Below are 23,756 nucleotides of genomic sequence, written 5' to 3'. Positions count from 1 at the left end.
CCGTGGCCGTCACCTTCCTCGGTGTCCGCCACCACAGCCCGGCCTGCGCCCGGCTGGTCGCCGACACCATCGACGCCTTGCAACCGGCGTACGTGCTGGTCGAAGGACCCGCCGACCTCAACGAGCGGATCGGCGAGCTGCTGCTCGGACATGAGCTCCCGGTCGCGGTGTTCACCAGCTACCGCGACGGCGAACGGCGGCACGGTTCCTGGGCGCCATTCTGCGCGTATTCGCCGGAGTGGGTCGCCCTTACCCACGGCCAGGCGGCCGGAGCAGAGCTGCGGTTCATCGACCTGCCCGCCTGGCATCCAGCGTTCGCCGGGCGCAGCAACCGGTACGCCGACGCCGAGCTCCGCTACGCGGACGTCATCCAGCGACTCTGCCGAAGCTTCGACGTAGACAACGTCGACGTGCTGTGGGACCACCTTGTCGAGATCGCGCCGGCCGACAGGCTCGCCGAACGCCTGGCCGTCTACTTCGATCTGCTCCGTGGGGAGGCTGCTGCCGGGGAGTCGGACACCGCCCGGGAGGCGTACATGGCGCAGTGGGTGCGCGCCGCTGCGGCTGCCGCCGGAGACCGGCCGGTCGTCGTGGTCACGGGTGGCTTCCACCGGCCCGCACTCATCGCGCAGTCCCAGGGCGGCACCGACTGGCCGGCGATTCCGGCCCTGCTCGCCGACGCCGTGGGTGGCAGCTATCTCGTCCCGTTCTCGTTCCGGCGGCTCGACGCATTCGACGGCTACCAGTCCGGCATGCCCTCCCCCGAGTACTACCAGCAGGTGTGGGAGGCCGGGCCGGAAACAGCCGCCCAGCACCTCGTCGAATCCGTGGCCGGGCGGCTCCGTGCCCGCAAGCAGCCGGTGTCCACCGCGGACCTGATCGCCGCGCGGACCACCGCGGACGGGCTCGCCGCCGTACGCGGGCACGGCTGCGCCAGCCGGGCCGATGTGCTGGACGGGTTGGCGTCCGCGCTGGTCAATGAGGCTCTGGACGTACCCTTGCCGTGGGCCTCCCGGGGTCAGCTTCGGCCCGGCAGCCATCCGGTGGTGGTCGAGATGGTCGCGGCCCTCAGCGGCACGCGCACCGGCCGGCTGCATCCGGCGACGCCCGCGCCGCCCCTGGTCCGCAATGTCCGCGAGGTTTGTGCGGCTGCCGGGCTGGACGATTCCGCCGAGTGGGACCTCGACCTGCTCCGCGCCGAGGACCGCGAGCGCAGCCGCATTCTGCACCGGCTGCGAGTGTTGTCGGTGCCCGGCTTTCACCGTGACAGCGGACCCAGGACAGGTCTCGACCCGGTGCTGCGCGAACACTGGACGGCACGGCCCGACGACCACCGGTATACCGCGATCGTCGAAGCTGGCGGCTACGGCGCCACTCTCGCCGATGCCTGCGCTGCGATTCTCGCTGAACGGGCCGCCAGCGCCGGGCGCGACGTCGACAGCTTGGCGGGTGTGCTGTTCGATGCCGCGCTGTCCGGAACATCTGACGTGTCCACGCGAGCCCTGTCCGACATCGAAGACACCGTTGCGGCGGCTGCCGACCTCGGAGCGCTCGGTCGTATGCTCACGGTCGTTCTCACCATGTGGCGGCACGACCGGCTCTTCGGCACCGCGCACAGCGCCACCCTCGGCACCGTCATCGCCTCGGCGGTGCGGCGCATTCTCTGGCTGGCCGAAGGCGTGCACGGCGCTGCCGCGACGGCCGACCTCGGCCGCATCGGAGCGTGGGTGGCCTGCCGTGACGGGCTGCGCTACGCGGGACCGGCGCTCCAGCTGGACCAGGCAGCAGCCCTCGAAGTGGCGGCCCGGGTGGCAGCGGACCAGCTGGCCCCGCCCGACCTGCGTGGTGCGGCATTCGGGCTGGGGTGGGCCTTGGGCGCCGCCGCCGTCGAGCCGATCCGGGCAGTCCGGGGAGCGTTCCGCCCCGAGTCGGCCGGTGACTGGTTGGCCGGGCTCTTCGCGCTGGCACGCGAGGAGGTGCTGCACACCGAAGACGTCATCGCCTTGCTCGACGAGCTGCTGGGGGCGATGGCCGCTGATGATTTCCTCATCGCGCTGCCCGCATTGCGCCAGGCCTTCGCATTCTTTCCCCCTCGCGAACGGGAAACCATCGCCAACCGACTGCTGGCCCGGCGCGGACTGACCGGCAGCGGCCGGGCGCTGCTCCGCGGGGTCCCCGACCCTGAGCTCATCGCCACCGGCATGGTGCTGGACGACCGGGTGGACGTCGTCCTTCGCGAGGCCGGTCTCCTCGTCACCACGGGAGCAGAATCATGACTGATCCGACCTTGGAGCGGTGGCGGCTGGTGCTGGGCGCACCCGCATCAGCGGTCGGTCCGCTCGGCGCCGACGCGGCCGGCCGGGACGCCGCACTCGACTGGCTCTATGGTCGCGACGGCGACCTCGACAAACGCGACGTCCGCCGGATCGGCGGCGACGGCACATCCGTGCTTACCACTGTGGACTGGCTCACCGACATCTCCCGGCTCTTCCCGCACGAAACGGTCGAACGCCTGCAGCGGGATGCTGTGGAGCGCTACGACATCACCGACGTGGTCACCGACCCCACCGTGCTGGAAACCATCACGCCCAATCCAGCCTTGCTGCGGGCGGTCCTGCAGACCAAACACCTGATGAACCCCGACGTTCTGCGCCTGGCCCGACGACTCGTCGAAGCCGTCATCCGGGACCTGATGACGAAGCTGGCCACGGAGGTCCGAGCCGCCTTCACCGGCACCCGGGCCCGCAAACCCAGTCGCTGGAAGCAGGCTCGCGACTTCGACATGACCCGCACCATCCGCGCGAACCTCGGCCACTACCGACCGGACGAGCGCCGACTCTTCATCGAAACTCCGCACTTCTTCTCCCGCAGTCGCAAGCACGTCGAGCAATGGCAGGTGATCTTGCTCGTCGACCAGTCCGGCTCGATGGTCGACTCGGTCATCCACTCCGCGGTGACGGCAGCGTGCCTGTGGGGGCTGCCCGGAGTGCGCACCCACCTGATCGCCTTCGACACCGATGTCGTCGACCTGACCAGCGACGTCGCCGACCCGGTCGAACTGCTGATGAAAGTTCAACTGGGCGGCGGCACCGACATCGCCCGAGCGGTCCGCTACGCCGCCGACCTGATCGAACAGCCGCGCCGCACCATCGTCGTGTTGATCACCGACTTTTACGAGGGTGGCTCCCCCGTTCCGCTCATCGCAGGCGTCCGCGCCCTGGTCGACGGCGGCACCAAAGTCCTCGGCCTCGCCGCCCTCGACACCGACGCCAACCCCGCCTACGACCGCGACACCGCCCAACACCTCGCCAATGTCGGCGCCCACATCGGCGCCATGACTCCCGGCCAACTGGCCGCCTTCGTCGCCGAGCAGGTGGCCGGATGACCCTGGCATCCACAGCCGGCGGGAGGACGCGATGAGGACGGATCTGGCTGTGCTCACACCTGAGACGCTGGCCGAGCTCACCAACCGTGGACTGGTGAAACGGGCCGCGCGCGACCTCGAACGCGACACGCCAACCCTGAACGAGGACAGCGAAGGCACCGTCACAGCGAGTTTCCCCGATGGGGTCGGCACCACGCTTCCCGCCGGCGGCCTTGAACGCGGCCATTGCACCTGCGGGGCACCGGGCGTCTGTCGCCACCTGATCGGCCTGGTCTTGGCCTACCGGCACAGCGTGGCCGCACCGCTGCCCACCGACGCCGGGCCGACACCACCCGCCCCGACAGTCAACGCCAGCCCCACACCATCCGGCGGGGTCGAGCAGTGGTCGCCCGGGGAGTTCACCGACGAGCAGGTGGCGCAGCACATCGGGCCGCGCGCACTCGCTGCTGCCCGGCGAGCCGAACGGGCCGGATACACCGCTCGCGTCCGTCGCCCCACTCCCGCCGATCCAGTGCCTACTGTGGAATTGCCCTCCGCAACCGTTCGCTTTCTAGTGCCGAAGGACCTCGGGTTCACGCGTACCGACGCGGTGGCCGGGGTGCGGGACGATGTGCTCGCGCTGGCTGTCTGGGCGTTCCGCGCGGCCGACAACCAGCATCCCGGGCGTACGGACACCCAGGTGCAGGTAGGCGGCTCGGCGGCACCCGCCGGCGGTCCCGGACTGGACGCTGCCGTCGCGCTGGCCGAGGCGGTGCTGCTCGACGGCGCAGTGCACGTCGGCGCGGGAGCCACCGCCCGAGCCCCCGAGGTCCGGCGCATGCTGGAAGCGGAACGGATGCGCTGGCCCCTGCTTGCCGTCGAGGACCTGGTGGCTCAGCTCGACGCGTACGCCGAACGCAGTGCGCGGTATCGACCGGAAGCGCTCGCCGACCACCTCGCCGAGCTGGTCGCCCGGCGGCGGGCGGTCCTGGCCGGCGGGGCTGGGCTGCGGTCGCGGGTGCTCGGCACCGAGGAGAGCGCCGAAACCCCGCTGCGGCGAGCGCGACTGGACGGGCTGGGTGCACGGGTCCGCGCCGTGGGTGCGGAGCGAGTCGTGGAGGTGTTCCTGGCGCATGCGGACAGCGCGACTGTGCTGGTGCTGCGCCGGGCGTACGAAACAGAACTGGGTCTGAGCGATCGACGGGTTGCCGGCGTGCGGCTCGGGATGCTGGCCGGGGGTGTCGTGGTCACCGAATCGGCCGCGCGCAGCGCAAGCCGCACGGTCCGGTTGGGTACGCGGCGGCTGAGCCGAACCGAGGCGACGGTTTCCCGCGGCTCCTGGCAGCACCTGCCGCGCACGTTGCTCGCCGATGATGTGGCCGCCCTCGCCGCCGAGCTGGATACGCTACCGCCACGGCCGATCCGCGCCCGGGTGGCAGCCGAACTGGTTCGGGTGGTGCCGGTCGCCGAGGTGCAGGAGATCAGCTACGCCCCAGGCGCGCAGCGACTCGACGCGGTGATCGCGGACCCGACCGGCGGCACGGCGATCCTGTCGGTGACCCATGCCGCGTGTGCGCCGGGCCGGCTCGACAGCGTCGCCGAGGCACTCCGCGGCGACCTCAAGTTTGTGGCAGGCACGGTGCGGCGCGGCCGCGGCGGGATTTCCATCGACCCCACCGGTCTGGTGGTAGGCACGACGGTGGTGGTGCCGGACCTGGCGGCTGCCGCCCCGGGCGCGGGTCCGGCGCACCCGCCGACGTCGAGCACGGACCCGGTTGCCTTGGCCCTCGACGAGTCGATCGCCCTGCTGGCCGAGACGGCACACCGCGGACTGCGACACCTGCCGGTGACGATGACCGACCGGCTGCGCGCCACCGCCGACCGGTTGCAGGCCGCGGGGCTGCGGCGCGCTGCCGATTCGGTACGCACACTCGCCGGCCACTGCGGCCCCGATCCCGCCGACTCCGCCGTACAGGCATGGATCGACTCCTACCTCCGGATTTCCGTGGCTGCCGACCTGCGCTGAGCGACTACACATGCCCCCCGAGGCTTTGCATCATCATCTATGCTGCCCGCCATGCCTGCGTACAGTGATGTCGTCTTCGATCCGGCGGCATCCTGCCCGGAGGTCGGCTGGCTGCGGTCGGCGCTGGCGGCCCGGGACTGGACCGCCTGCCGGGCGCTGCTCGACGCAGCGCCACCGGCGATCCGTACCGGGCTCATCACCCTGGGTGCCGACGCGCCGGACCTGGAAGACTTTCTGCGTACGGTGCTGCGCAACGACCCGAACGACGGCGCCGCCAGTGCGATGTTGGGCGCGCACCTGACCGACGTCGGGTGGCAGGTGCGCGGCGGGGCTCGCGCGAAGTATGTCAGCCGGGACCAGTTCGCGGTCTTTCACGAGTGGCTCGCCAAAGCGGAACGGGTGCTGGTCGACGGCGCGGCCCGCAACCCGCACGATCCTGCGATCTGGACGGCGCGGTTGCCGACCGCGCGGGGCCTGCAACTGGGTGAGGCCGAGGCCCGCCGCCGGTACGGCCACCTGGCCGCGGCCGACCCGCACCACCGGCCGGGTCAGGAACACCTGCTGCAGCAGCTCTGCCCGAAGTGGGGTGGCTCGTGGGACAGTGCGCATGCGTTCGCCCGGGAGGCCATGCTCAGTTCGCCGCCGGGCTCGCAAAACGCGGTCCTGGTCGCGGCCGCACATGTCGAGCATTGGCTGGATCTGGAGAGCGGCGAGGACCAGGAGTACCTGCGCTCGACCGCGGTGCGGAACGAAATATACGAGGCGGCTGCCCATTCGGTGTGGCATCCGCAGTTCGCGCGTACGTATGGCTGGGTAAGCGTGCTGAGCGCGTTCGCGATGCTGTTCAGCCAGTCCGGCGACCAGCGGGCGGCGGGGCCGTTGTTTGTCGCGTTGGGGCCGCTGGCCTCGGAGTGGCCGTGGAACTATCTGGGTGATCCGGTGGAAACGATCCGGGAACGCCGTTATTACGCCACCGGCTCGCGTGGAGTGTCGCGATGATCAAGCAACTGGAGCTCGACGGCGTACCGACGCTGCTGGCGCCGACTGCCGGGCCGATGCACGCCGGCCTCGCGTTCCGGGTGGGGCAGGCCGACGAGACGTTGGCCCGCAAGGGCATCACGCACTTGGTGGAGCATCTCGCGCTGCATTCGATCGGGGTGGCCGACTATCACTACAACGGCGCGACCGGCACGGAGTACACGTACTTCCACATGCAGGGTTCCGCCGAGAAGATCACCGGCTTTCTGACCGGGGTGTGCGCTGCGCTGCGATCGCTGCCGATGGCCCGGCTCGAGACCGAGAAGGAGATCCTGCGCACCGAGCAGAGCAGTCGCCCCGGCAGTGTCGTGGAGCCGCTGCTGCTCTGGCGGCACGGCGCCCAGGACTTCGGCCTGCCGGCTTACCCGGAGTGGGGCCTGCCGGCGCTGACCGCCGACGACGTGCAGGAATGGGTGGCCCGCTATTTCACCCGCGACAACGCAGCGCTCTGGATCGCTGGCGACGAGGTGCCGGCGGGGTTGCGGCTCGATCTTCCTTCCGGCGTACGGCGGCAGGCACCGCGGGCCTCGTCCACCCTGCCGGAGACCCCGGCCTGGTTCAGCGGTTCGTCGAGTGTGGTGGCCTGGGATGCCGTGGTCCCGCACAGCGCCGGCGCGGCGGTGTTCGCCGATGTGCTCGAGCGGCGCATGTTTCTCCAACTGCGCCAGGAGGCGGGACTGTCCTATTCGGCCTACACCGACTACGACCGGCGCAGCTCGGACCGGGCAGTGATCACGGCAGTGGCCGACGCACTTCCGGAGAAGCAGGGCGCGGTGCTTGGTGGCTTCGTCGACTTGCTGGCGGCGCTACGCGTCGGCCGGATCGACGAGGCTGAAGTCGCGTCGGTCATCAACCAGGCGACCGAATCGCTGCTGGAGGCCGACGCGCAGGGCGCCCGGCTCCCGGGTCAGGTCTTCAACCTGCTCGCCGGGAGGCCGGTCCGGGAGGCCGAGGACATGGCAGCCGAGATCCGCTCGGTGACCCGCGACGAGGTGGTCGCGGCTGCCGGTCAGGCGTACGACGCGGGTCTGCTCATGACACCGGGCAGCATGCGGGGTGACTGGGCGGGCTACACCGCTGCGCCGACCACGTCCGAGCGGGCGGTCGAGGGGGTTGCCCGCCAGGTCACGCATGCGTCGGAGCGCAGTCTGGTTTCCGGCGCCGAGGGCGTCAGCGCCATCGGCGGGGATGAGGTCTTGACGGTCCGCTACGACGCCTGCGGCGTGGTCCTCGCGTGGCCGGATGGCGGGCGCCGCCTGGTCGGACACGACGGGATCATCGTCTCCGTCGAACCCACCCTGCATCGCGACGGCGCTGCGCTGATCGCGGAGATCGACGCGCGAGTGCCCCGCAACCTGCGGGTAGACCTGCCGGCGCGGCATCCGGACGACATTCCGCAACCGCAACGTGTTCCCCGGTCAGCCCGATGGCGCCGGCGTTTCGCCTGGTGGCATTCGCTGCGGGCGGAGAAGGCAAGACTGATCCTACCGTCCGCGGCGATGCTCACACTGTTCACGGCAGCGCTGGTCGCAGTGATCGGCCTGCAGGTCTTCCAGCATCGACTGCGGCCGCTCGCAATGGTCACCGTTGTCTTCCTGGGCGTTGCCGCATTCCGGTACGCCCACCGCCTCTCCGTCATCGTGCGGGCGCTGCGCTCCTAGTCGGGAACGCCATTTCGAACCTCGTCAGGCCGGGATGCTCTAGCTTTTGATCATGGATGAGCTGTCCGAATGGCTACCGACGCTGGGCTCCGTTCTCATCGTGGGCATTCCGGCCGTCGCCGGCCTCGCGTTGATCAGCGCCGGCGTGCGGCGCTGGATCCGGCACCGGTCACTCGCAGGCTCGGGTCACCGCGCCACGGCCGTGGTGGTCGACAATCAGCTGCAGTCGCGGTCGGAAGGTCAGACGCACTTCCGGCCGGTGGTGACTTTCCGGACCGCTGCCGGCCAGGAGCTGAAGACGGTCGTCGACCTGCCGCAGTCTCGGTCCTACCTGACCGGCACCGAGTTCGAGATCTATTACGATCCGCAACGGCCGACCGAGGTCACCCCGGTCCGCAATGGTCAGCGCGGCACCATCACCTACCTCGTCTTCGGCGTCGTTTTCCTGGTGTTCGCGCTGTTCGCCTACCAGCTGACAAGCACGATGTTCGAGGAGTTCGAGGACTTCGGGGACGTGGACCTGACCTGGCCCTGACGCGGAAGGCGCCCCGGGAGCTCCCCCGGGGCGCCTTCTACGTAGAGATTGGAGTTCAGGGTTGGATCTGCGTGGCCGGGAGGTAGAAGGGCTTGCCCAGCTGGTTGACCCGGTAGGTCACGAGTCCGGCCTGATCGGCGACCGCCACCTCCTCGTCGACCTCACCCTGGTAGTAGGACTTACAGGGGTAAACCGCAGCCCGGGCCCGCTTGAACATCACCGGGGCCGGCTTACGCTCCGCGTCGTTGCGCGGCAGCACGATATGGCCCTCGAAGTAGGACCAGACGAACGGGTCCTCGTCCACCCACCGGTCGGCGATGTACTTCTTCATCGTCGCCAGCTTCTTCTTCTGGGTAGTGCCCCAGGACTCCGGGATGTTGATGATCAGACCGAGCGTGATGTGGCTGTTCTTCAGTTCGTCGAGGTACTCCAGGGCACCATCGACGTAGCGCACCTTCGTCCAGTCGGACGTGTCGATCAGCACGTTGCCGAGGTCGAAGTACACCACCGGCTTCGCGCACCTCGATGCGGCGGCGGTCGGGGTGACGGCGGCTTGGGCGGGCGCGGCCAGGGCCGGGGCGGTCAGCGCGGACGCGACCAGGGCGACCGGCAGCATGAGCCGGGCAAGAAAGCGGAACACGAGGAGCCTCTCTGATGACACGGGCGGGCACGCGATCGCGGCCGCCCGTCAAATCGATGCGCGTTCGGGGTGGAACGCTGAAGATTCATCAGCCATCGACGGCTGTAGCCTTCGAAAGCTCAGTCATCATAGGGTGACGCAGCGTGGTTCGCGCACCGGGGTCGGTGCCCACACTCCTCAAGGGAGCGTCGGCGCCTGACCCGCCACCTCGGCGATCGCGTCGATCACACTCTGCGGCTGCTCCCAGTGCACGTAATGCCCACTGTCGACAACCACCTGCCGTGCCCGGCTCGACAGCTTCAGTTGCGCTTCCTGCAACGGACCCCACTGCGGATTCGCCTGTACGTTCCGACTCGACGTCACCACCACCAGCGGCTTGTCCCCGAACCCCGCCGTCCGAGTGGCGCGCAGCTGATCCCGGTTCGCGTCGGTGAACGCCTCCTCGAACTCGCTGCGCTGGGCCGCGTCGCTCATCCGGGCGTACGTCAGCTCCGCGATCAGCCCCGCATCGGCCGGCTCCAGAAACTTCTCGGCGTTCCCCACCGGCGGATACAGCCCGACAGCCCCCAGCGCCCGCACGAGACCCACCTTCCGGCCCACCAGCAATGCCCCGAGCGGCATCTCCTCCCGCGGCCCGTCCTCCTGCGCCGCGTCGATCAGCACCGCGCCGGCGACCTCATCGGGATACTGCTGCGCAAAGGTGCGTACGGTAAAGCCACCCAGCGAATGCCCCACCAACAAATAGGGACCGGGCACGTCGGCCTTGCGCAGCAGGGTATGCAGATCCTCGGCCAGCCGCTCGCTGGTCCGCGCCGAACCGGTGTCGTCGCTGAAGCCGTAGCCCGCCCGGTCATACGTCACAACCTGCGTGACCTTTGCCACGTCGGGAACGATCCGGCTCCAGTCCGCCGTCGACGCCGCGGTCCCGTAGCCCGAGTCGAAAACGACCGTCGGCCCGTTCCGCTTCGTGCCGCTGGTCTGCAGGAACAGCCGGTAGTCGCCGACATCCACCATGCGGCCGCCCGGCGGCAGGTCCGGCGCGTTCGCCTTCGTCGCTCCGTTCTGAAAGACGAACCCGACGAGCGCCAGCACTGCCACCACCCCGATGAACCAGGTGAAGACCTTGCCGGAACGTTTGAGCACTGTGCGGAGCAACGGATTTCCTTAACCTGAGCGCTTCGAACTGACAACAATCAGTCTCGGCGCCCAGGCCGGCAAGATCGATCCGGTCAACCTGTGAAACGCAGGTAGTGCTGCCCCTACCCCCGCGCCAGCAGCCTGAGCATCGGACGGACCCGAAAGGCGCCCATCGGCTTGAGCCGATGGGCGCCTTTTCTTCGGGCTCAGGTGCAGGTGACGCACGTGCCGTTCGGGCCATCGGACGTGGTCGGAGTGACAACCGCCGCGGGCGGCGGGGTGGTGCCGGTCGGCGGCGCCGGGATCGAGGCGATCACGCCCAGACCGGTGATGGCGGCGACGAGCGCGGCGAGGAGTACGGCGCAGAGCCGTGCAGACATGGGATCCCCCGTTTCGTGGATAACTACTAGTCGTGTTCGTCGGGTTGGTCGGTGGGTTCGGCCAGGGACGGTGGTGCGGCGACGCGCAGGGCACCCAGCGCGAGGCCGAGCTGGAATCGGTTGTCGACCCCGAGACGGTCCATCAGGGTCCGCATGATGCCGGTGACGGACCGGGCACTGATCCGCATCCGTTCCGCGGAGCTCTGGTCGGTGTGCCCGGCGGCGAGCAGCGTGATCAGGATTCTTTCCCGCGGCGCCAGCTCGATCGGCGTCACCGCGTTTTGCTCCGGCGGGACCGCCGCGTCCCAGTGCCGCTCGAAGAGCCGGATGAGCGCACGCAAAACGCTCGGCCGTTCCACCTCGAGATAGCCGCGGTCGAGGTCGGCCGGGTCCGCCGGGAAGTAGCCGAACCGCCGATCCACCAGCATCAGGCGCAGCGGCACATCCGGCGTCTCCCGTCGCTGGAAGGTGGTGCCGTTGAGGAGGTGACCACTGACGTCAAGCGGGTCGCCATCGGCGGGCGGCAGGGCGAGCATGCGCATGCGGACGCCGCGCTCATAGAGTGCGAGGTCCTGGGGGGCGGCGATGCGTGCCGACTCCGCGTCGATCTCCTGGTGGTTGCTCATCGTCCAGAACTCGCGGATGTCGGTGGCGACCAGCTCAGCGATGCGGTCCCGGGTCGCCGCCCGGCTGAGGTAGCGCACCCCGTCGGTGACGCTGCCGCGCAGGGCGGGCACCACGTCCAACGGCAGCGCCGCGCCGACTCCGGAGGAACGCAGCGCTCGGACGACATGATGGTGGGACTGGGTCTTGGTGTTCCCGTCTACGAGCCGCAGCCGCCGCGAGCGCAGCATGGCGACCACCGCGGCCGGGCGGCGGGCAGTCCAGATGCGCGTCGTGGTGCGACTGTCGTCGGTGGACACAGCCGCGCCGGCAGCGCGCAGCTCGGCCAGCGCATCGGCGGTGCGGCGCCCGGATAGACCCAGCTCAGCGGCGATGACACGCTCGGTGCGTGGCCCGAATGTCACGAGGGTGCGGAAGACGAAGTCGGCGTCACCAGACAGTCCCCAGCGGACCAGGGAGGGAATGGCGGCGCCCAGCGGGATCGGAGTGCTCGTCACTCCATCGATTCTCATCGAACCTGTCAACCATCGCTTCCCACGGACGGGCTGGGAACGTTGGCCTTGCGGAGGAAGCCGAGAGCCAGGCCCAACTGAAAGCGATTGTCGACCCCGAGGCGGTCCATGAGGCTGCGCAGGATGTTGGACACGGAGCGCGCGCTGATGCCTAGCCGCTCCGCCGCAGAGACGTCCGTGTGGCCCTGAGCGAGCAGGGACACCAGCTCACGCTCGCGATCGGACAGGATGATCTTCGGCAACGCGGTGGCCCCATTTCGCTGAATCGAACGAGGCGCATGCAATCACAGCCGTTCGACGCCGGTCCATAGCTGCCGGTTTTGTCGCTTCCGGTTGCGCAAAACTGCAGCGCCGCGCTGCGGAATCCCGCAATTTCCCGGCTCCGATTCGAGGTTCGTTGACCCCTACGCGCCGAGTCCGCAATCTGACAGCACGGGGACGGGCCGGGGGCGCTCGTCGTCAACGCCGGCTGGACCGGAGCCCCGCGCCCGCCGCCACGGGCCGCGGGGCATCGACACGCTGCAGGACCGGCTCCGATGTTTCGGACGGGGGACGTCGGAACCGGTCCGCCCGATTTGCGGATTCCTGCGCATGATCATGACTGTCCGGTGCGTAATGGTGGTGATGAAGAAGTTTCTTGCCTTTCTCGCCGCCCTGACCGTCCTGCTAGCCGGCGAACTGTCGGCCACAGCGACCCCGAAGGCCCCCGCCAGCTCACCCGCGGCCGCCACCCCGCGCTACCACGTGGTCCGGCCCGGCGAAACCATCAAAGAAATCGCTTCCGTGTACGGCATCACTCCCGGCCAACTACGCGCCTGGAACGGCATCAGAAAGCCACACCAGCCGAGCGTGGACGGCGTCCTGCACGTCGGGAAGCCCGCGGTCACCCTGACCGGCTGGCGATCGTGGATCGAACGTGTCACCCCCGCCGCGGTCAATTGGGACCCGAAAAAGAAGTGCCCGGTCCTCCCCACCGACCTGCGCAGGGTCTGGGTGACCTACATCGACTTCTACGGCGTCGCCCGCTCCGGCAGCATCGTCGTGCACCGCACCATCGCCGCGCGAGTCCAGCGAGCCTTCCTGTCGCTCTACCGGATGCGCTTTCGGATCATGGGCATGAGTCCCATGTCGATAAACGCACCGTGGATCACCGACATGGCGACCGTGACCGCGGGCTACAGCTGCCGCCGGGTCGCCGGCAGCAAGACCCTCTCCCAGCACGCGTACGGCCTGGCGATCGACGTCAACCCGGTGCAGAACCCGATGATCCGCGGCTCCTACATCGACCCCCGCACCGGCACCAGCTTCCTGGCCCGAGTCGCCTACCGCCGCGGCATGATGCACGCCCGGGGCGCCGTCCGCGCCTTCACCACCAACGGCCTCCTCTGGGGCGGCCGCTGGCGCACCCTCAAGGACTACATGCACTTCAGCACCACCGACCGGTAAGCCAAGCCGAAGCCGATTCGCTATCGTGCGCCGGTGACGACCTGCCGCCTGATCGTCAACGGCGAGGTCCGCAAGGAGACCACGAACAAGTTCGGCGCAGCCTGCGATGTCTCGACGAAGGAACTCTTCGAGGATCAGGGAGCGTCCAGGACGGCCACCAGGAAGTCGGCGTCGGGCGTGAAGGGGCGTAGGTCCCAGGTCGCGAGGAGCAGACTGGGGCGCAGACCCGCGCTGGCCGCGTCGGCGAGGAAATCGTCGAAGGTGTAGCCGCGGCCGGCGCCGAAGCCGATCACGACCCGGCCACCCTCGGCGAGGTGCGTACGCAGTCGCCGCAGGATTTCGACCCGGGTGCGGGGCGCCGCAAAGGCCATGACGTTGCCGGCTGACACGATCAGGGCGAAGCGGGCGGGTAGGTCGAGCTCGGCGAGGTCGCCGACCAGCCAGTGCGGTCCGGGGTGGTCGGCGCGGGCTGCTTCGATCAGTTCGGGGTCGAGGTCGACGCCGGTGACGTCGTGTCCGGCGGCAGCGAGGTGGCTGCCGACCCGGCCGGTGCCGCAGCCGGCGTCGAGGATGCGCGAGCCGCGCGGGACCATCGCGTCGATCAGGCGGGCCTCGCCGGCCAGGTCAGCGCCATCGGCCGCGAGCTTGCGGAACCGCTCGATGTACCACTTCGAGTGGTCCGGGTTCTGCGCGATCTGTTCCAGCCACAGGTTGTCCACGTGGTGAACCCTGCCAGAACGGCACAGGCCCGGTCCGCAGAAGGGGCCGGGCCTGTGACTGAACAGATCACCAGTTGCGGTAGTTGTCCTGGGTCTGCGCGTTGAACTCGCCGGTGCGCGCCTTGCGGGCGATGTTCGTACGGATGTCCTTCAGCTCGAGGACGTCCATGCCCTTGGCGATGTCGTTCGAGTAGATGTAGCCGTTGTACCAGTACGCGGACCAGGAGCCGCCGCTGACGAACTGGGTGGCCGACAGCGGGCCGCGTTCCCAGTACGCGATTTCCTTGGGCGATCGGGAGTCGGTGAAGTCCCAGACGGAGATGCCGCCCTGGTACCAGGCTTGGACCATGATGTCGCGGCCCGGCACGGGAATCAGCGAGCCGTTGTGGGCCACGCAGTTCTCGAAGTCGGTGTTCAGCCGGGGGATCTTGAAGTAGCTGCGGAATTCCAGTTTGCGGTTGTCGCCGCGGCCCACGATGTCGTAGATCGCGTCGGCGCCGCGGTCGGGGCCGATGGTCGGGTTGCAGGTCGCCATGCCGCCGCCGCCGAGTTCGTCGGTGAAGACGACCTTGGTGGCGTTGTTGTTGAAGGTGGCCGAGTGCCAGAAGGCGAAGTTCTCGGTGTCGCGGACCGTGGTGATGACCCGCGGTGCTGAGCGGACCGAAATGTCGAACAGCACGCCGTCACCCATGCAGGCGCCGGCCGCGATGTCCTTCTCCGGGTACGCCGTGATGTCGTGGCAGCCGGTGGTCGGTGACTGTTCGTCGCCGGGGCCACCCGGGTGACCTCCGTCCGGGAACAGCACGGGTGTCGCGACGACGGCTGCCGCGGTCGGGTTGCTCAGCGGCACTCGGATGATCGAGATCTTGTCATGCGGCAGCGCGCAGTTCGGCAGGTCCGCGGCCGCCAGGTTGTACGAGGACACGTAGATGTACGCCGAGTTGTCGCCGGACTTGCCGGGAACCAGCGTCTGGGTGTGCGATCCGCAGTCAGTCTTGATCGACTTCAGGTATCTCGGCGTGACCGGGTCGCTGATGTCGAAGATCTTGACGCCTTCCCAGCGGTCGCCGGGTGCGGCCGTGGTGGAGGCGACGTTGTCACAGCTGTCGTTGGTGCGCTGTGAGTCCGTACCCAAGAAGAGCAGGTTGCCTTTGACCGAGACGTCGTTCTGCGAGCCGGGGCAGAGCACCTGCGCGGCGACGACGGGCGCCTTGGGGTTCTTGATGTTGTAGACGGTGAAGCCGTTGTAGTTGCCACCGAAGGCGTAGTCGCCCTGGAATGCCCAGTCCGAGTTCGTCGAGTTGGCGAACGGACCGGTCTTGGGCAGGTACGCGACCTGCGAAATGTTGGGGGTGCTGGCGACCTCGTCGACGCCGGGCGGGGTGCCCGGGTCGGCGGGGGGTCGCGCCATGCCGCTCGTCGGCGCCACCAGCAGCCCGGCGACGATCACCGCCGTACCGACGAATGCCAGGCGCCCGAGCTGCCGCCCCCGCAGAGCAGAGTGCTTCATGGAGCTCCTTCCGGCTGTCCACACACCGAGGGTCAGGGTGTTGCCACTGTCGGTGTGCATTCACCTTCGTCGCTACGATAATCGTCGAGGCGTGGTCGGGGAACTCCGTTGCGAAACCGAAAGGATTCGATGAGCCGCCAGAAGACCTGGACGTTGATCACCGCTGTCGTGGTGGCGCTCGGCGCCGGCGGGGCCGCGTGGGCGGCCCGCTCCGGCGAGGACCGGTCGGCGGCGGCGCCGCGACCGACGGTGAGCTCCGGTCCGCCGCAGCGCGTCGTGCTCCCCGGCCGGCCCGGCGAGGAAGCGGTGGTGACCGATTCCGATAACGTACGCGCGCCGGACGGCTCGACCTTCAACGCGATCGACACCGCGTTCGTGCAGATGATGATCGTCCATCATGGTCAGGCGATCGAGCTGGCGAAGCTGGCCCCGGGGCGGGCCGGTGATCGAACCCTGCTGGCACTCGCCGACCGGATCGGTGCCGCGCAGGCTCCCGAGGTCGCTTGGCTGCAGGGCTGGCTGCGCGATCGCCGTTTGCCCGAGTCCGATCCCGCCCACGATCACCAGAGCATGCCGGGCATGCAGACCGCGGCCGACATGACCGCGCTGACCGGGCTCACGGGTGCGGAGTTCGATCGCGAGTTCAGCCGGATGATGATCGCGCACCATCAGGGCGCGATTCAGATGGCCGGTGATGCGCTCGGCGGCGGCGAGGACGCGGTGTTGCGGGAGTTCGCCAACGAGATGTCGGTGGAGCAGGGCAGCGAGATCCGCAGGATCCGTCAACTCCCTCAGGGGTGACCCCCGCCAGGGTTGCATCGATCACGATCCGCTTCGCCCGGATGCGGGAGACCGGCGTTGTGGATAGGTTGTCCGGTGTGGAGATGATGGGCTTGCGGCGGTTGTCGGCCGCCACCTCTCTCTTCCTCGCCCTGCTGGGCGGAGTGATCGGCACTGCCCCCGCGGCCAAACCCGCACCCGCCCCTGTGACTGTTGTCGCCGCCACAGCAGCCAGCAATGTGGACATTTGCGACGATTTTGTCGAGTCCCCTGTCGTTCTTCCCGCGTCGGACCAGCTCCGCGGCACCGCCATTGCCCCGCCGGCCGATCGCCTCGCCAGCCAGGACAGCCGCGACGCTGCCGGGCCACGGGCACCACCCACCACCGCCTGATCGATCCGGCCGGACCCCGTGCAGCCATGCCGGGGTCATCGATTAGTGACGCCTGCGGTGGATAAGGAAGAAGACATGAACTTCGCTCTGGAGCTCCTGGACGACGCGAGCGGCCGAGTGGCGGTCATCTGGCTGGCACTCATCGTGCTCGCAGCGGTCGCCCTGGGTGCGCTCGCCCTGCCCGCGGGCGTACGCCGCCCGCGGCAGATCATGACGTGGCTGGCCGAGTCGGCGGCCCAGCGCCGCGCCGACCGGGAGCGTCGAGCGGTGCAAGCGCACGAGACGATCCGGTACGCCGACGAGATCGCCGTAGCGGCACAGGGTTCGGCCGCCACCGCCGAGCGCCGCCGGGAGGAATGCCAGCAGGCGCAGGCCGAGGTGGAACGGGTCTGGACCGCGTGGCAGGCGGCGGATGCCCGGCTCGAACGGGCCCGCCGCGCGGCTGCCTACGCCACGCCGCAGAGCCCGCCTTCGCCGCGGGAAGGCACCGAGCGGGCTCAGGCGCTGCGGCGCACCGCACAGGCCGCGTACCGCCGCGGAGACCTGTCCGACACGCAGCTGCTGGACGCCTTGACCCACCGCAACGGCTGGGACCCGGCGTTGCACCCGGTGGAGCAGGAGTTGGCGTTGGCCCGGGCGGTGGCTGCGCACCGCTTCACGGCGTACCAAAATGCGCTGGAGGCTGAGGAAGCCGCCTGGCGCGCCGCCGACGTGGCGACCGCCGCGGTCCGGACTTTGCGGCACGAGGCGGCGATCGCCCGGGCCCAGGCCGACGTGGTCCGGGAAACGACGCCCGTCACTCGGCGGACTGAGCGGGCCACAGTGACCGTGCGGATCCCTCGCCAGGCCAACCCGCCGGCGCCGACCCCGCAGGAGGTCCGGCGGGAGCTGCCGTCCTGGGCACAACCCACGGCCGGGCGGCCGCAGATCGCCGCGATCCGCTGAGGGCTTTTTGACGGACCGACAACCTTGGTGGTGACGTCAGCCGCCACATAGGCTCCGCCCATGAGGAAAAGCCTGGGCATCGCCGTCGCCGGGTTCGGTTGGATGGGCCGCGTGCACACCCAGTCCTACCTGCGGGTTCTGCACCACTTCCCGGATCTTTCCGTACGCCCGGAGCTGCTCGCCGTCGCCGACGAGGTCCCCGGCCGGGCCGAGGAGGCCGCCGAACGTTACGGCTTTTCCACAGCGGTCCGGGACTGGACGGAATTGCTCGACGACCCGGCAATCGAGGCCGTCAGCATCGGCACGCCGAACTTCCTGCACCGGGAGCTCGGCGTCGCGCTGGCCCAGGCCGGTAAGCATCTCTGGATCGAGAAGCCCGTGGGTTGCACCGCCGCCGACGCCCGCGCGGTCGCCGCCGCGGTTCGAGAGTCCGGCGTGCAAGCCACTGTCGGCTACAACTACCGCAACGCTCCCGCCGTGGCCGCCGCCCGTGAGCTCATCGCCGCGGGTGACCTGGGCGTCGTCACACACGCCCGGTTCCGACTCTTCAGCGACTACGCCGCCGCGCCCGACAGCGCATTGAGTTGGCGCTTCGAGCGGGCACGGGGCGGCAGCGGGGTCCTCGGCGACCTCGCCTCCCACGGCATCGACCTGGTCCGGCACTTGCTCGGCGACATCGAGGCACTGGTGGCCGACACCGCGATCTTCATTCCCGAGCGAACCCGGCCGGTCGCCGCCACGGCCGGGCACACGCGGGTCACCGACGGCGAGCGCGGAGCCGTGGAGAACGAGGACTACGTCGGCGCCCAGCTGCGGCTCGAGTCCGGGGCCCGGGTGGTCCTGGAAGCCAGCCGGGTCGCGGTCGGCGACCAGAACAACTACGGCTTCGAGGTGCACGGCACCCGGGGCGCGCTGGCGTGGGACTTCCGCCGGCTGGGCGAGCTGCGGGTCAGCACCGGCGACGACTACCAGGACCAGCCCACCCGTACGGTCCTGGTCGGGCCGGGCGCCGGGGAGTTCGCCGCGTTCCAGCCGGGCAGCGGTAACGCGATGGGCTACGACGATCTGAAGGTGATCGAGGCCTGGCACTTCCTGCGCTCGATCACGGCCGGCCGGCCATACGGTGCCACCCTCGACGATGCCGTCCGCAGCGCCGAAGCCCTCGACGCGATGGCGGAATCGGCCGCGAGCCGCGCCTGGGTGTCGCTGTAAGCGGGTTACTGCATGACGTAGCGGCCGCGGCCGAGCTGCTTAGCCCGGTACATCGCCGCATCCGCGACCCGCAGCAGCCCCTGGTCGTCGGCCTCCGTCCGGGCCGCGATGCCGATGCTCGCGCCGACGGTCAGATAATGGCCCTCGTAAGGCACCGGCCAGGCGACGTCGCTGAGCAGCCGCTCGGCCAGCCGAGCCGCTTCGTCGCCGGAAACTCCGGGCAACAGCAGGACGAACTCGTCGCCGCCGAGCCGCGACACCAGATCCTGCTCCCGAACCGCAGAGGACAGTCGGCCGGCGACCGCCCGCAGTACCGCGTCGCCCGCCTCGTGACCGTGCCGGTCGTTGATCTCCTTGAAGCCGTCGAGGTCGAGATAGAGCACCGCCACCGGATCGTCCGGCGCCGGCACCGCCCGGGCCAACCGGTCGCGCAACACGGTGCGATTCGCCAGGCCGGTGAGCGGATCACGGTTGGCCTGCTGCGCCAGCTGCGCCTGGGCCCTTTCCTGCTCGCGTACGGCGGAAGTGAAGCGGATGATCACCAGCAACGCGCACACAGCCGAGGCCACCACCGCAGTGATCTTGTCGTCGGCGACCAGGGTGAGCAGCGGGGCCGTCATCAGCGCGACAGCCAGGAAGAAGATCCGGGCGGGATGCAGCACGGTCATCTCGCCGGTCGACCGGGTCAGCTCGCCCCGGGACGGATGCAGCCCCGCCGAAATGATCAGGGCGTTCCCGAAGATCATCGCCGCACCGAGCCGGCCGAAAACGTCGTCGGCCACGAAATACGGCAGCACGTTCCAGGCGAGGTCCATGCTCAGGAACCACGCCGCGCCCGCCATCAGGAGCCTGGTCGGCGCCGTCCGTACGCCCGGCGACAGGGCGATGACCAACGCGCCACTGAGCAACACCACGTCGGCGAACGGGTAGAGCAGGGGCACCACCGACTCGGCCACGGTCCAGCCCTCGGCCAACGGCTTCAAAATGAACTGCCAGCTCACCGCACCCGCGGCGACGGTCAGCGTCAACGCGTCCACCACCGCGCCCCGCAACCGCCCGGCCGCCCGACGCCGCGCCATCACTGCGAGCGCCGCCGCCAACAGCGGATACCCGCCCAGCCAGAACACATCGGCGACACCCACCGACGAGCTGCTCCCCAGCAGGTGCACCTCTGCCAGCTCGTAGGCGTCACCGGCGAACCACAGCGTCACCGCGGCCGCAACGAGCACCCACGGCACCCGCTCCCGGCCCTGGTGCAGCTTCACCACCGACCACCACATCAGGCCACACAGCCCCGCGTACGCGGACACGTGCATGAGTTCCCCGGCCGGCGAGTAGAAGACGATCGCCTCCACGACGGTGAGCACAAACATCACCGTCAGAAAGAGTCGTACGCCGATCCGGGCCACGCCGCACCATCGGACGCGAACGGCGCCCACCTGAGCGGTTGTGCGCTCGCTAACGGTTTCCGCGCGGCTCCAGATAGCTGTCGAACCAGGCGCTGGCCTGCTCGGCGACCGCAGTGTCCGCAACGACGCGGAGCTGTGCGGTCACCGTCATCGTGGCGCAGGCCTGCCGGTGCCGGTCGACGGCCTGTTCGTCGGGCACCAGCAGCAGGGTGGGCGCGCTCACGTCCGGCAAGGCGGGGCCGGCGAGCTCCGGGCGGCCGCCGGTGGCGACGACCGCGCGTACGGAATCGGGCCGGGCCGCGGCAGCGAGCAGAGCCGCCGCCGATCCGGTGGTCTCGCCGAAGAGGCCGATCTCCAGGTCGGCGGTCGGGCCGTGCTCGCCCAACCAGTCCACCAGCTCGATGACCTGGTCGGCGAGCGGACCGGCACCGGGCTCCGGCGCCGACACGCCCACGGTGCCCAGGTCGCGACGGTGGAGCTCGGCCGCCAGCTCCCGATCATGCGGGCCGGCCAGCAGGACCACCACACCGGTCGCGTGGGCGGGCAGCACCAGATCGTTCACTCTGGCTGGCTACCCGCCGGCAGCGTGATCAAACTCAGAGGTACGAGCGACCGGCGTTGCGCTTCAGCGCGTCCTCCCAGCCGGCGATCTCCGACGGGTTGCGGTCGGCGGCACCGACGTAGTCGGCCGACGGGCGGATCAGCTTTCCCAGCCGCTTCTGCTCCAGGATGTGGCTCGCCCAGCCCGCCGTCCGCGCACACGTGAACATCGACGTGAACAGCGGCGCGGGCACCTCGGCGAAGTCCAGCACGACGGCCGCCCAGAACTCGACGTTGGTTTCCAGCACCCGGTCCGGCTTGCGTTCCCGCAGTTCGGCCAGCGCCGCGTCCTCCAGCGCCTTCGCCACCTCGTAGCGCGGGGCGCCCAGCTCCTTCGCCGCCGCGCGCAGCAGTCGGGCCCGCGGGTCCTCAGCGCGGTAGATCGCGTGCCCGAACCCCATCAGCCGCTGGCCGCCGTCCAGTGCCTGCTTGACGTATGCGGTCGCGTCGCCGGACTGCTCGACCCCCTCGATCATGTGCAGCACCCGGGCCGGTGCACCGCCGTGCAGCGGGCCGGACATGGCCGCGACCGCAGCCGACATCGCCGCCGGCACGTCGGCGCCGGTGCTGGCGACCACCCGGGCCGTGAACGTCGAGGCGTTCATGCCGTGCTCGGCGGCCGAAATCCAGTACCGCTCGATGGCGCTGACGTGCCGCGGGTCAGGCTCGCCGCGCCACCGGATCATGAACCGCTCGACGATGCTCGAACCCTCGTCCACCCGCTGCTCGGGCACGGCAGTCAGGTCGGCACCCCGGGCGCCCTGTGCCACCAGCGACAGCAGCGTCGCCGACGTCCGGGCCAGGTCGGCCCGCGCCCGCGCATCGTCGATGTCGATGACCGGCCGGGCACCCCAGGCCGGGGCGGCCGTCGCAATGGCGGCCTGCACGTCGGCCCGGACATCGCCCGAGCGCAGGGTCAGCGGGTACGGCTCCTCGGTCGGCAACGGGGAACCGAAGTCCCCGTCCACGAGCAGCCCCCACACGTCGGCGAAGGACACCTTGCCGACCAGCTTTTCGATGTCGATGCCGCGGTAGCGCAGGGATCCGCCATCGCGGTCAGGTTCCGCGATCTCGGTGTCGAAGGCGACAACTCCGGCGAGGCCAGGGGGAACGGTCAGCATGGTGACTCCCGGTGAACGCATCGGTGGATCTCGAATCCTACGGCTGGTCAGGCCGTCCGGGCGTGGGGAAAATGTCACACCGTGTGAAAATGCGAATTCGCCGATCGTCGGAGTCGCTCAGGCAAAGCGGGACGGGTCGCCGGCACCGACGCGCAGGACCTCGGGCGTTCCCTCGGAGAGGTCGATGACGGTGGTCGGCACCGTGCCGCACTCGCCGGAATCGATCACCCCGTCGACCACGTGGTCCAGCCGCTCCTTGATCTCCCAGCCCTGGGTGAGCGGTTCCTCCTCGCCGGGCAACAGCAGCGTGCTCGACAGCAGCGGCTCCCCCAGCTCCGCGAGAATCGCCTGCGTCACGCTGTTCTCGGGGATGCGTACGCCGACGGTCTTCTTCTTGGGATGCAGCAGCCGACGCGGCACCTCCCGGGTGGCCGGCAGGATGAAGGTGTAACTGCCCGGTGTCGCGGCCTTGACCGACCGGAAGACCGCATTGTTGATCTGCACAAGCTGCCCGAGCTGCGCGAAGTCCCGGCACACCAGCGTGAAATGGTGGCTGCTGCCCAGGTGCCGGATTTCCCGGATCCGGTCGATCCCTGCGGCGTTGCCGATCCGGCAGCCGAGCGCATAACAGGAGTCGGTCGGGTAGGCGATCAACCCGTCGTCCCGCAGCAGGGCGACGATCTGCGCGATGGCCCGAGGCTGCGGGTTGTCCGGGTGCACGTCGAAGTACTTAGCCACCGGCAGAGCCTATGCCGTCTCGGGTGGGTCAGTCCTCGTCACTGGCTCGGCGTCGCTCGGCAAGTTGCCATTCCAACAGGTATCGGCGTACCTGCTGGGCCTGCGATTCGGACAGTGTGTAGAGGATGACCACCTCGGCGTCGTCGCCGGCATCCTTGTCGTGCTCGCGGGTGAGCAGCACGGTGCCGTACACGTCCAAGGTGCCTTCGCCGAGCGTGACCCGTGCCCGCACCGGGTCGCCTTCCACGAACTGCAACTCGGTGAGATAGCACCGCAGCGCGGCCTCGCTGATGTCCTCGACGGTCGCAACGTGCCAGTGCGTCTCTTCCTCGTGGCGCAGCAACGCATCCTCGCCACCGCCACCCCGGAAGAAAGTACGCCGGGTGACCGGCTCGGGCTCGCCCGCGATCCGCAGCCGCCACCGATCGCCGGCGACCCCGACGAAATCCACCCGGACCCGGTACCGGTGCGGGGGCCGGTTCCAGGCGAGGTGCAGCACGTCGTCCTTCGGCGGCACGCCCATTTCCAGCTCGGGCGGAGGTGCGGGGATGAGGAACTGGTCGTCGTCCTCGAGCAGGTCGACCCGCGACTCGAACTCGATGCCGTGCACCTCGAGGTTGACCGCGGCACCCACGGTGAGGCTCGCCCTGTCTCGTGGCACCGCCCACCTCACAATCCGACCGCCGTCCCAGCCGACCCACGCCGCCTGCCGGACCTGTCCGTCAAAGGTCATTATCGTCCGCGAAGGCCCCGCCAGGAGCCATAACGCCCGACTCCCCCTGCGCTGCCGGATGCATCGCTCTCCCCGCCCCACGCAAAAGCCCGCGCCCCCGGCGGATCTGCCGAGTGGCGCGGACTTGTCAGCTTCAGCCGATCGTGACGTTGAAGATCGGGTTAGCGGCGAGGATTTTGAACGCGGTGAGGCTGGCGTTGGTGGAGTTGACGGAGATGTCGCGGTCGCCTTGGT

General features: G+C 69.6%; 23 protein-coding genes. 11 read left to right on the top strand and 12 right to left on the bottom strand.

All coding sequences use genetic code 11. From position 1 onward, the window contains the following. The first annotated feature begins 2 nt into the window (after nucleotides 1–2). The 6 genes from ACIA1L_RS31500 to ACIA1L_RS31475 are packed head-to-tail and all read left to right on the top strand — an operon-like array spanning nucleotide 3 to nucleotide 8,624. Nucleotides 3–2,276 (top strand): DUF5682 family protein, encoded by a 2,274-nt coding sequence (locus ACIA1L_RS31500; RefSeq protein ID WP_396076687.1) that lies wholly within the window; start codon nucleotides 3–5, stop codon nucleotides 2,274–2,276. Beyond that, a complete protein-coding gene (locus ACIA1L_RS31495) occupies nucleotides 2,273–3,385 on the top strand; it encodes a VWA domain-containing protein (protein WP_396076685.1) in 1,113 nt (370 codons plus the stop codon). Before ACIA1L_RS31500 ends, ACIA1L_RS31495 begins: the two co-directional genes overlap by 4 nt. Before the next feature lie 31 nt (nucleotides 3,386–3,416). Then, nucleotides 3,417–5,390, top strand: coding sequence for a hypothetical protein (locus ACIA1L_RS31490; RefSeq protein ID WP_396076684.1), 1,974 nt, complete (start codon nucleotides 3,417–3,419; stop codon nucleotides 5,388–5,390). 51 nt (nucleotides 5,391–5,441) lie between these two features. Further along, nucleotides 5,442–6,389: a hypothetical protein gene (locus tag ACIA1L_RS31485; RefSeq protein WP_396076683.1), complete on the top strand. Its 948-nt coding sequence runs from the start codon at nucleotides 5,442–5,444 to the stop codon at nucleotides 6,387–6,389. Next, a complete protein-coding gene (locus ACIA1L_RS31480; protein ID WP_396076682.1) occupies nucleotides 6,386–8,089 on the top strand; it encodes a M16 family metallopeptidase in 1,704 nt (567 codons plus the stop codon). Before ACIA1L_RS31485 ends, ACIA1L_RS31480 begins: the two co-directional genes overlap by 4 nt. 52 nt (nucleotides 8,090–8,141) lie before the next feature. Continuing rightward, nucleotides 8,142–8,624, top strand: coding sequence for a DUF3592 domain-containing protein (locus ACIA1L_RS31475; protein ID WP_396076681.1), 483 nt, complete (start codon nucleotides 8,142–8,144; stop codon nucleotides 8,622–8,624). Between the two features lie 55 nt (nucleotides 8,625–8,679). Here the strand turns inward: ACIA1L_RS31475 and ACIA1L_RS31470 are convergent, their stop codons facing one another. The 5 genes from ACIA1L_RS31470 to ACIA1L_RS31450 form a co-directional block, all read right to left on the bottom strand. Further along, the gene (locus ACIA1L_RS31470; RefSeq protein WP_396076680.1) at nucleotides 8,680–9,264 is read right to left on the bottom strand and encodes a hypothetical protein; all 585 of its coding nucleotides are present in this window, start codon (nucleotides 9,262–9,264) and stop codon (nucleotides 8,680–8,682) included. Between the two features lie 177 nt (nucleotides 9,265–9,441). Beyond that, nucleotides 9,442–10,419, bottom strand: coding sequence for an alpha/beta fold hydrolase (locus ACIA1L_RS31465; protein WP_396076678.1), 978 nt, complete (start codon nucleotides 10,417–10,419; stop codon nucleotides 9,442–9,444). 188 nt (nucleotides 10,420–10,607) lie between these two features. Continuing rightward, complete coding sequence (locus ACIA1L_RS31460) at nucleotides 10,608–10,781, bottom strand: hypothetical protein (protein ID WP_396076677.1); 174 nt, start codon at nucleotides 10,779–10,781, stop codon at nucleotides 10,608–10,610. Between the two features lie 26 nt (nucleotides 10,782–10,807). Then, the gene (locus ACIA1L_RS31455) at nucleotides 10,808–11,902 is read right to left on the bottom strand and encodes a LuxR C-terminal-related transcriptional regulator (RefSeq protein WP_396076676.1); all 1,095 of its coding nucleotides are present in this window, start codon (nucleotides 11,900–11,902) and stop codon (nucleotides 10,808–10,810) included. 23 nt (nucleotides 11,903–11,925) lie between these two features. After that, on the bottom strand, nucleotides 11,926–12,159 hold the full coding sequence (locus ACIA1L_RS31450) for a helix-turn-helix transcriptional regulator (RefSeq protein ID WP_396076674.1): 234 nt from the start codon (nucleotides 12,157–12,159) through the stop codon (nucleotides 11,926–11,928). A 349-nt stretch (nucleotides 12,160–12,508) separates the two neighbouring features. Between ACIA1L_RS31450 and ACIA1L_RS31445 the strand changes: the two genes are divergently transcribed. Continuing rightward, on the top strand, nucleotides 12,509–13,363 hold the full coding sequence (locus ACIA1L_RS31445; RefSeq protein WP_396076673.1) for a M15 family metallopeptidase: 855 nt from the start codon (nucleotides 12,509–12,511) through the stop codon (nucleotides 13,361–13,363). A 134-nt stretch (nucleotides 13,364–13,497) separates the two neighbouring features. Here the strand turns inward: ACIA1L_RS31445 and ACIA1L_RS31440 are convergent, their stop codons facing one another. Together ACIA1L_RS31440 and ACIA1L_RS31435 are read right to left on the bottom strand one after the other, a co-directional pair. After that, on the bottom strand, nucleotides 13,498–14,082 hold the full coding sequence (locus ACIA1L_RS31440) for a class I SAM-dependent methyltransferase (protein WP_396076672.1): 585 nt from the start codon (nucleotides 14,080–14,082) through the stop codon (nucleotides 13,498–13,500). A 67-nt stretch (nucleotides 14,083–14,149) separates the two neighbouring features. Then, a complete protein-coding gene (locus ACIA1L_RS31435) occupies nucleotides 14,150–15,592 on the bottom strand; it encodes an LVIVD repeat-containing protein (protein WP_396076671.1) in 1,443 nt (480 codons plus the stop codon). Between the two features lie 168 nt (nucleotides 15,593–15,760). Here ACIA1L_RS31435 and ACIA1L_RS31430 point away from each other — a divergent pair, with 168 nt between their 5' ends. From ACIA1L_RS31430 to ACIA1L_RS31415, 4 genes are all read left to right on the top strand, one after another. Continuing rightward, entirely contained in the window at nucleotides 15,761–16,393 is a 633-nt protein-coding gene (locus ACIA1L_RS31430) for a DUF305 domain-containing protein (RefSeq protein ID WP_396076670.1), read from the top strand. A 59-nt stretch (nucleotides 16,394–16,452) separates the two neighbouring features. Continuing rightward, nucleotides 16,453–16,764: a hypothetical protein gene (locus ACIA1L_RS31425; RefSeq protein WP_396076669.1), complete on the top strand. Its 312-nt coding sequence runs from the start codon at nucleotides 16,453–16,455 to the stop codon at nucleotides 16,762–16,764. Nucleotides 16,765–16,839: 75 nt separating this feature from the next. Beyond that, nucleotides 16,840–17,709, top strand: a complete 870-nt coding sequence (locus ACIA1L_RS31420) for a hypothetical protein (RefSeq protein WP_396076668.1) — start codon at nucleotides 16,840–16,842, stop codon at nucleotides 17,707–17,709. 60 nt (nucleotides 17,710–17,769) lie between these two features. After that, nucleotides 17,770–18,921: a Gfo/Idh/MocA family protein gene (locus ACIA1L_RS31415; protein WP_396076667.1), complete on the top strand. Its 1,152-nt coding sequence runs from the start codon at nucleotides 17,770–17,772 to the stop codon at nucleotides 18,919–18,921. A gap of 5 nt (nucleotides 18,922–18,926) precedes the next feature. On the opposite strand, the gene ACIA1L_RS31410 is transcribed toward ACIA1L_RS31415, so the two are convergent. The 5 genes from ACIA1L_RS31410 to ACIA1L_RS31390 form a co-directional block, all read right to left on the bottom strand. Next, a complete protein-coding gene (locus tag ACIA1L_RS31410; RefSeq protein WP_396076666.1) occupies nucleotides 18,927–20,360 on the bottom strand; it encodes a diguanylate cyclase domain-containing protein in 1,434 nt (477 codons plus the stop codon). Nucleotides 20,361–20,379: 19 nt separating this feature from the next. Beyond that, nucleotides 20,380–20,892, bottom strand: a complete 513-nt coding sequence (locus ACIA1L_RS31405; protein WP_396076665.1) for a hydrolase — start codon at nucleotides 20,890–20,892, stop codon at nucleotides 20,380–20,382. A 34-nt stretch (nucleotides 20,893–20,926) separates the two neighbouring features. Continuing rightward, on the bottom strand, nucleotides 20,927–22,051 hold the full coding sequence (locus ACIA1L_RS31400; RefSeq protein WP_396076664.1) for a citrate synthase 2: 1,125 nt from the start codon (nucleotides 22,049–22,051) through the stop codon (nucleotides 20,927–20,929). Nucleotides 22,052–22,168: 117 nt separating this feature from the next. Continuing rightward, nucleotides 22,169–22,789, bottom strand: coding sequence for an L-threonylcarbamoyladenylate synthase (locus tag ACIA1L_RS31395; RefSeq protein ID WP_396076663.1), 621 nt, complete (start codon nucleotides 22,787–22,789; stop codon nucleotides 22,169–22,171). A gap of 28 nt (nucleotides 22,790–22,817) precedes the next feature. Then, nucleotides 22,818–23,450, bottom strand: coding sequence for a hypothetical protein (locus ACIA1L_RS31390; protein ID WP_396076662.1), 633 nt, complete (start codon nucleotides 23,448–23,450; stop codon nucleotides 22,818–22,820). Nucleotides 23,451–23,756 lie beyond the last annotated feature (306 nt).

The organism is Actinoplanes sp. NPDC051859 (assembly GCF_044452725.1).
GTDB lineage: Bacteria > Actinomycetota > Actinomycetes > Mycobacteriales > Micromonosporaceae > Actinoplanes.
The sequence above is the reverse complement of the archived record's forward strand: the minus strand, read 5'-3'. Positions and strand labels throughout refer to the sequence as shown.

Bases quoted from the DNA above. Each gene is read 5' to 3' on its own strand.
- ACIA1L_RS31460 (WP_396076677.1), bottom strand. From the start codon at position 10,781: ATGTCTGCACGGCTCTGCGCCGTACTCCTCGCCGCGCTCGTCGCCGCC.
- ACIA1L_RS31420 (WP_396076668.1), top strand. From the start codon at position 16,840: ATGAACTTCGCTCTGGAGCTCCTGGACGACGCGAGCGGCCGAGTGGCG.
- ACIA1L_RS31435 (WP_396076671.1), bottom strand. From the start codon at position 15,592: ATGAAGCACTCTGCTCTGCGGGGGCGGCAGCTCGGGCGCCTGGCATTC.
- ACIA1L_RS31485 (WP_396076683.1), top strand. From the start codon at position 5,442: ATGCCTGCGTACAGTGATGTCGTCTTCGATCCGGCGGCATCCTGCCCG.
- ACIA1L_RS31490 (WP_396076684.1), top strand. From the start codon at position 3,417: ATGAGGACGGATCTGGCTGTGCTCACACCTGAGACGCTGGCCGAGCTC.
- ACIA1L_RS31495 (WP_396076685.1), top strand. From the start codon at position 2,273: ATGACTGATCCGACCTTGGAGCGGTGGCGGCTGGTGCTGGGCGCACCC.
- ACIA1L_RS31480 (WP_396076682.1), top strand. From the start codon at position 6,386: ATGATCAAGCAACTGGAGCTCGACGGCGTACCGACGCTGCTGGCGCCG.
- ACIA1L_RS31415 (WP_396076667.1), top strand. From the start codon at position 17,770: ATGAGGAAAAGCCTGGGCATCGCCGTCGCCGGGTTCGGTTGGATGGGC.
- ACIA1L_RS31400 (WP_396076664.1), bottom strand. From the start codon at position 22,051: ATGCTGACCGTTCCCCCTGGCCTCGCCGGAGTTGTCGCCTTCGACACC.
- ACIA1L_RS31445 (WP_396076673.1), top strand. From the start codon at position 12,509: ATGATCATGACTGTCCGGTGCGTAATGGTGGTGATGAAGAAGTTTCTT.
- ACIA1L_RS31475 (WP_396076681.1), top strand. From the start codon at position 8,142: ATGGATGAGCTGTCCGAATGGCTACCGACGCTGGGCTCCGTTCTCATC.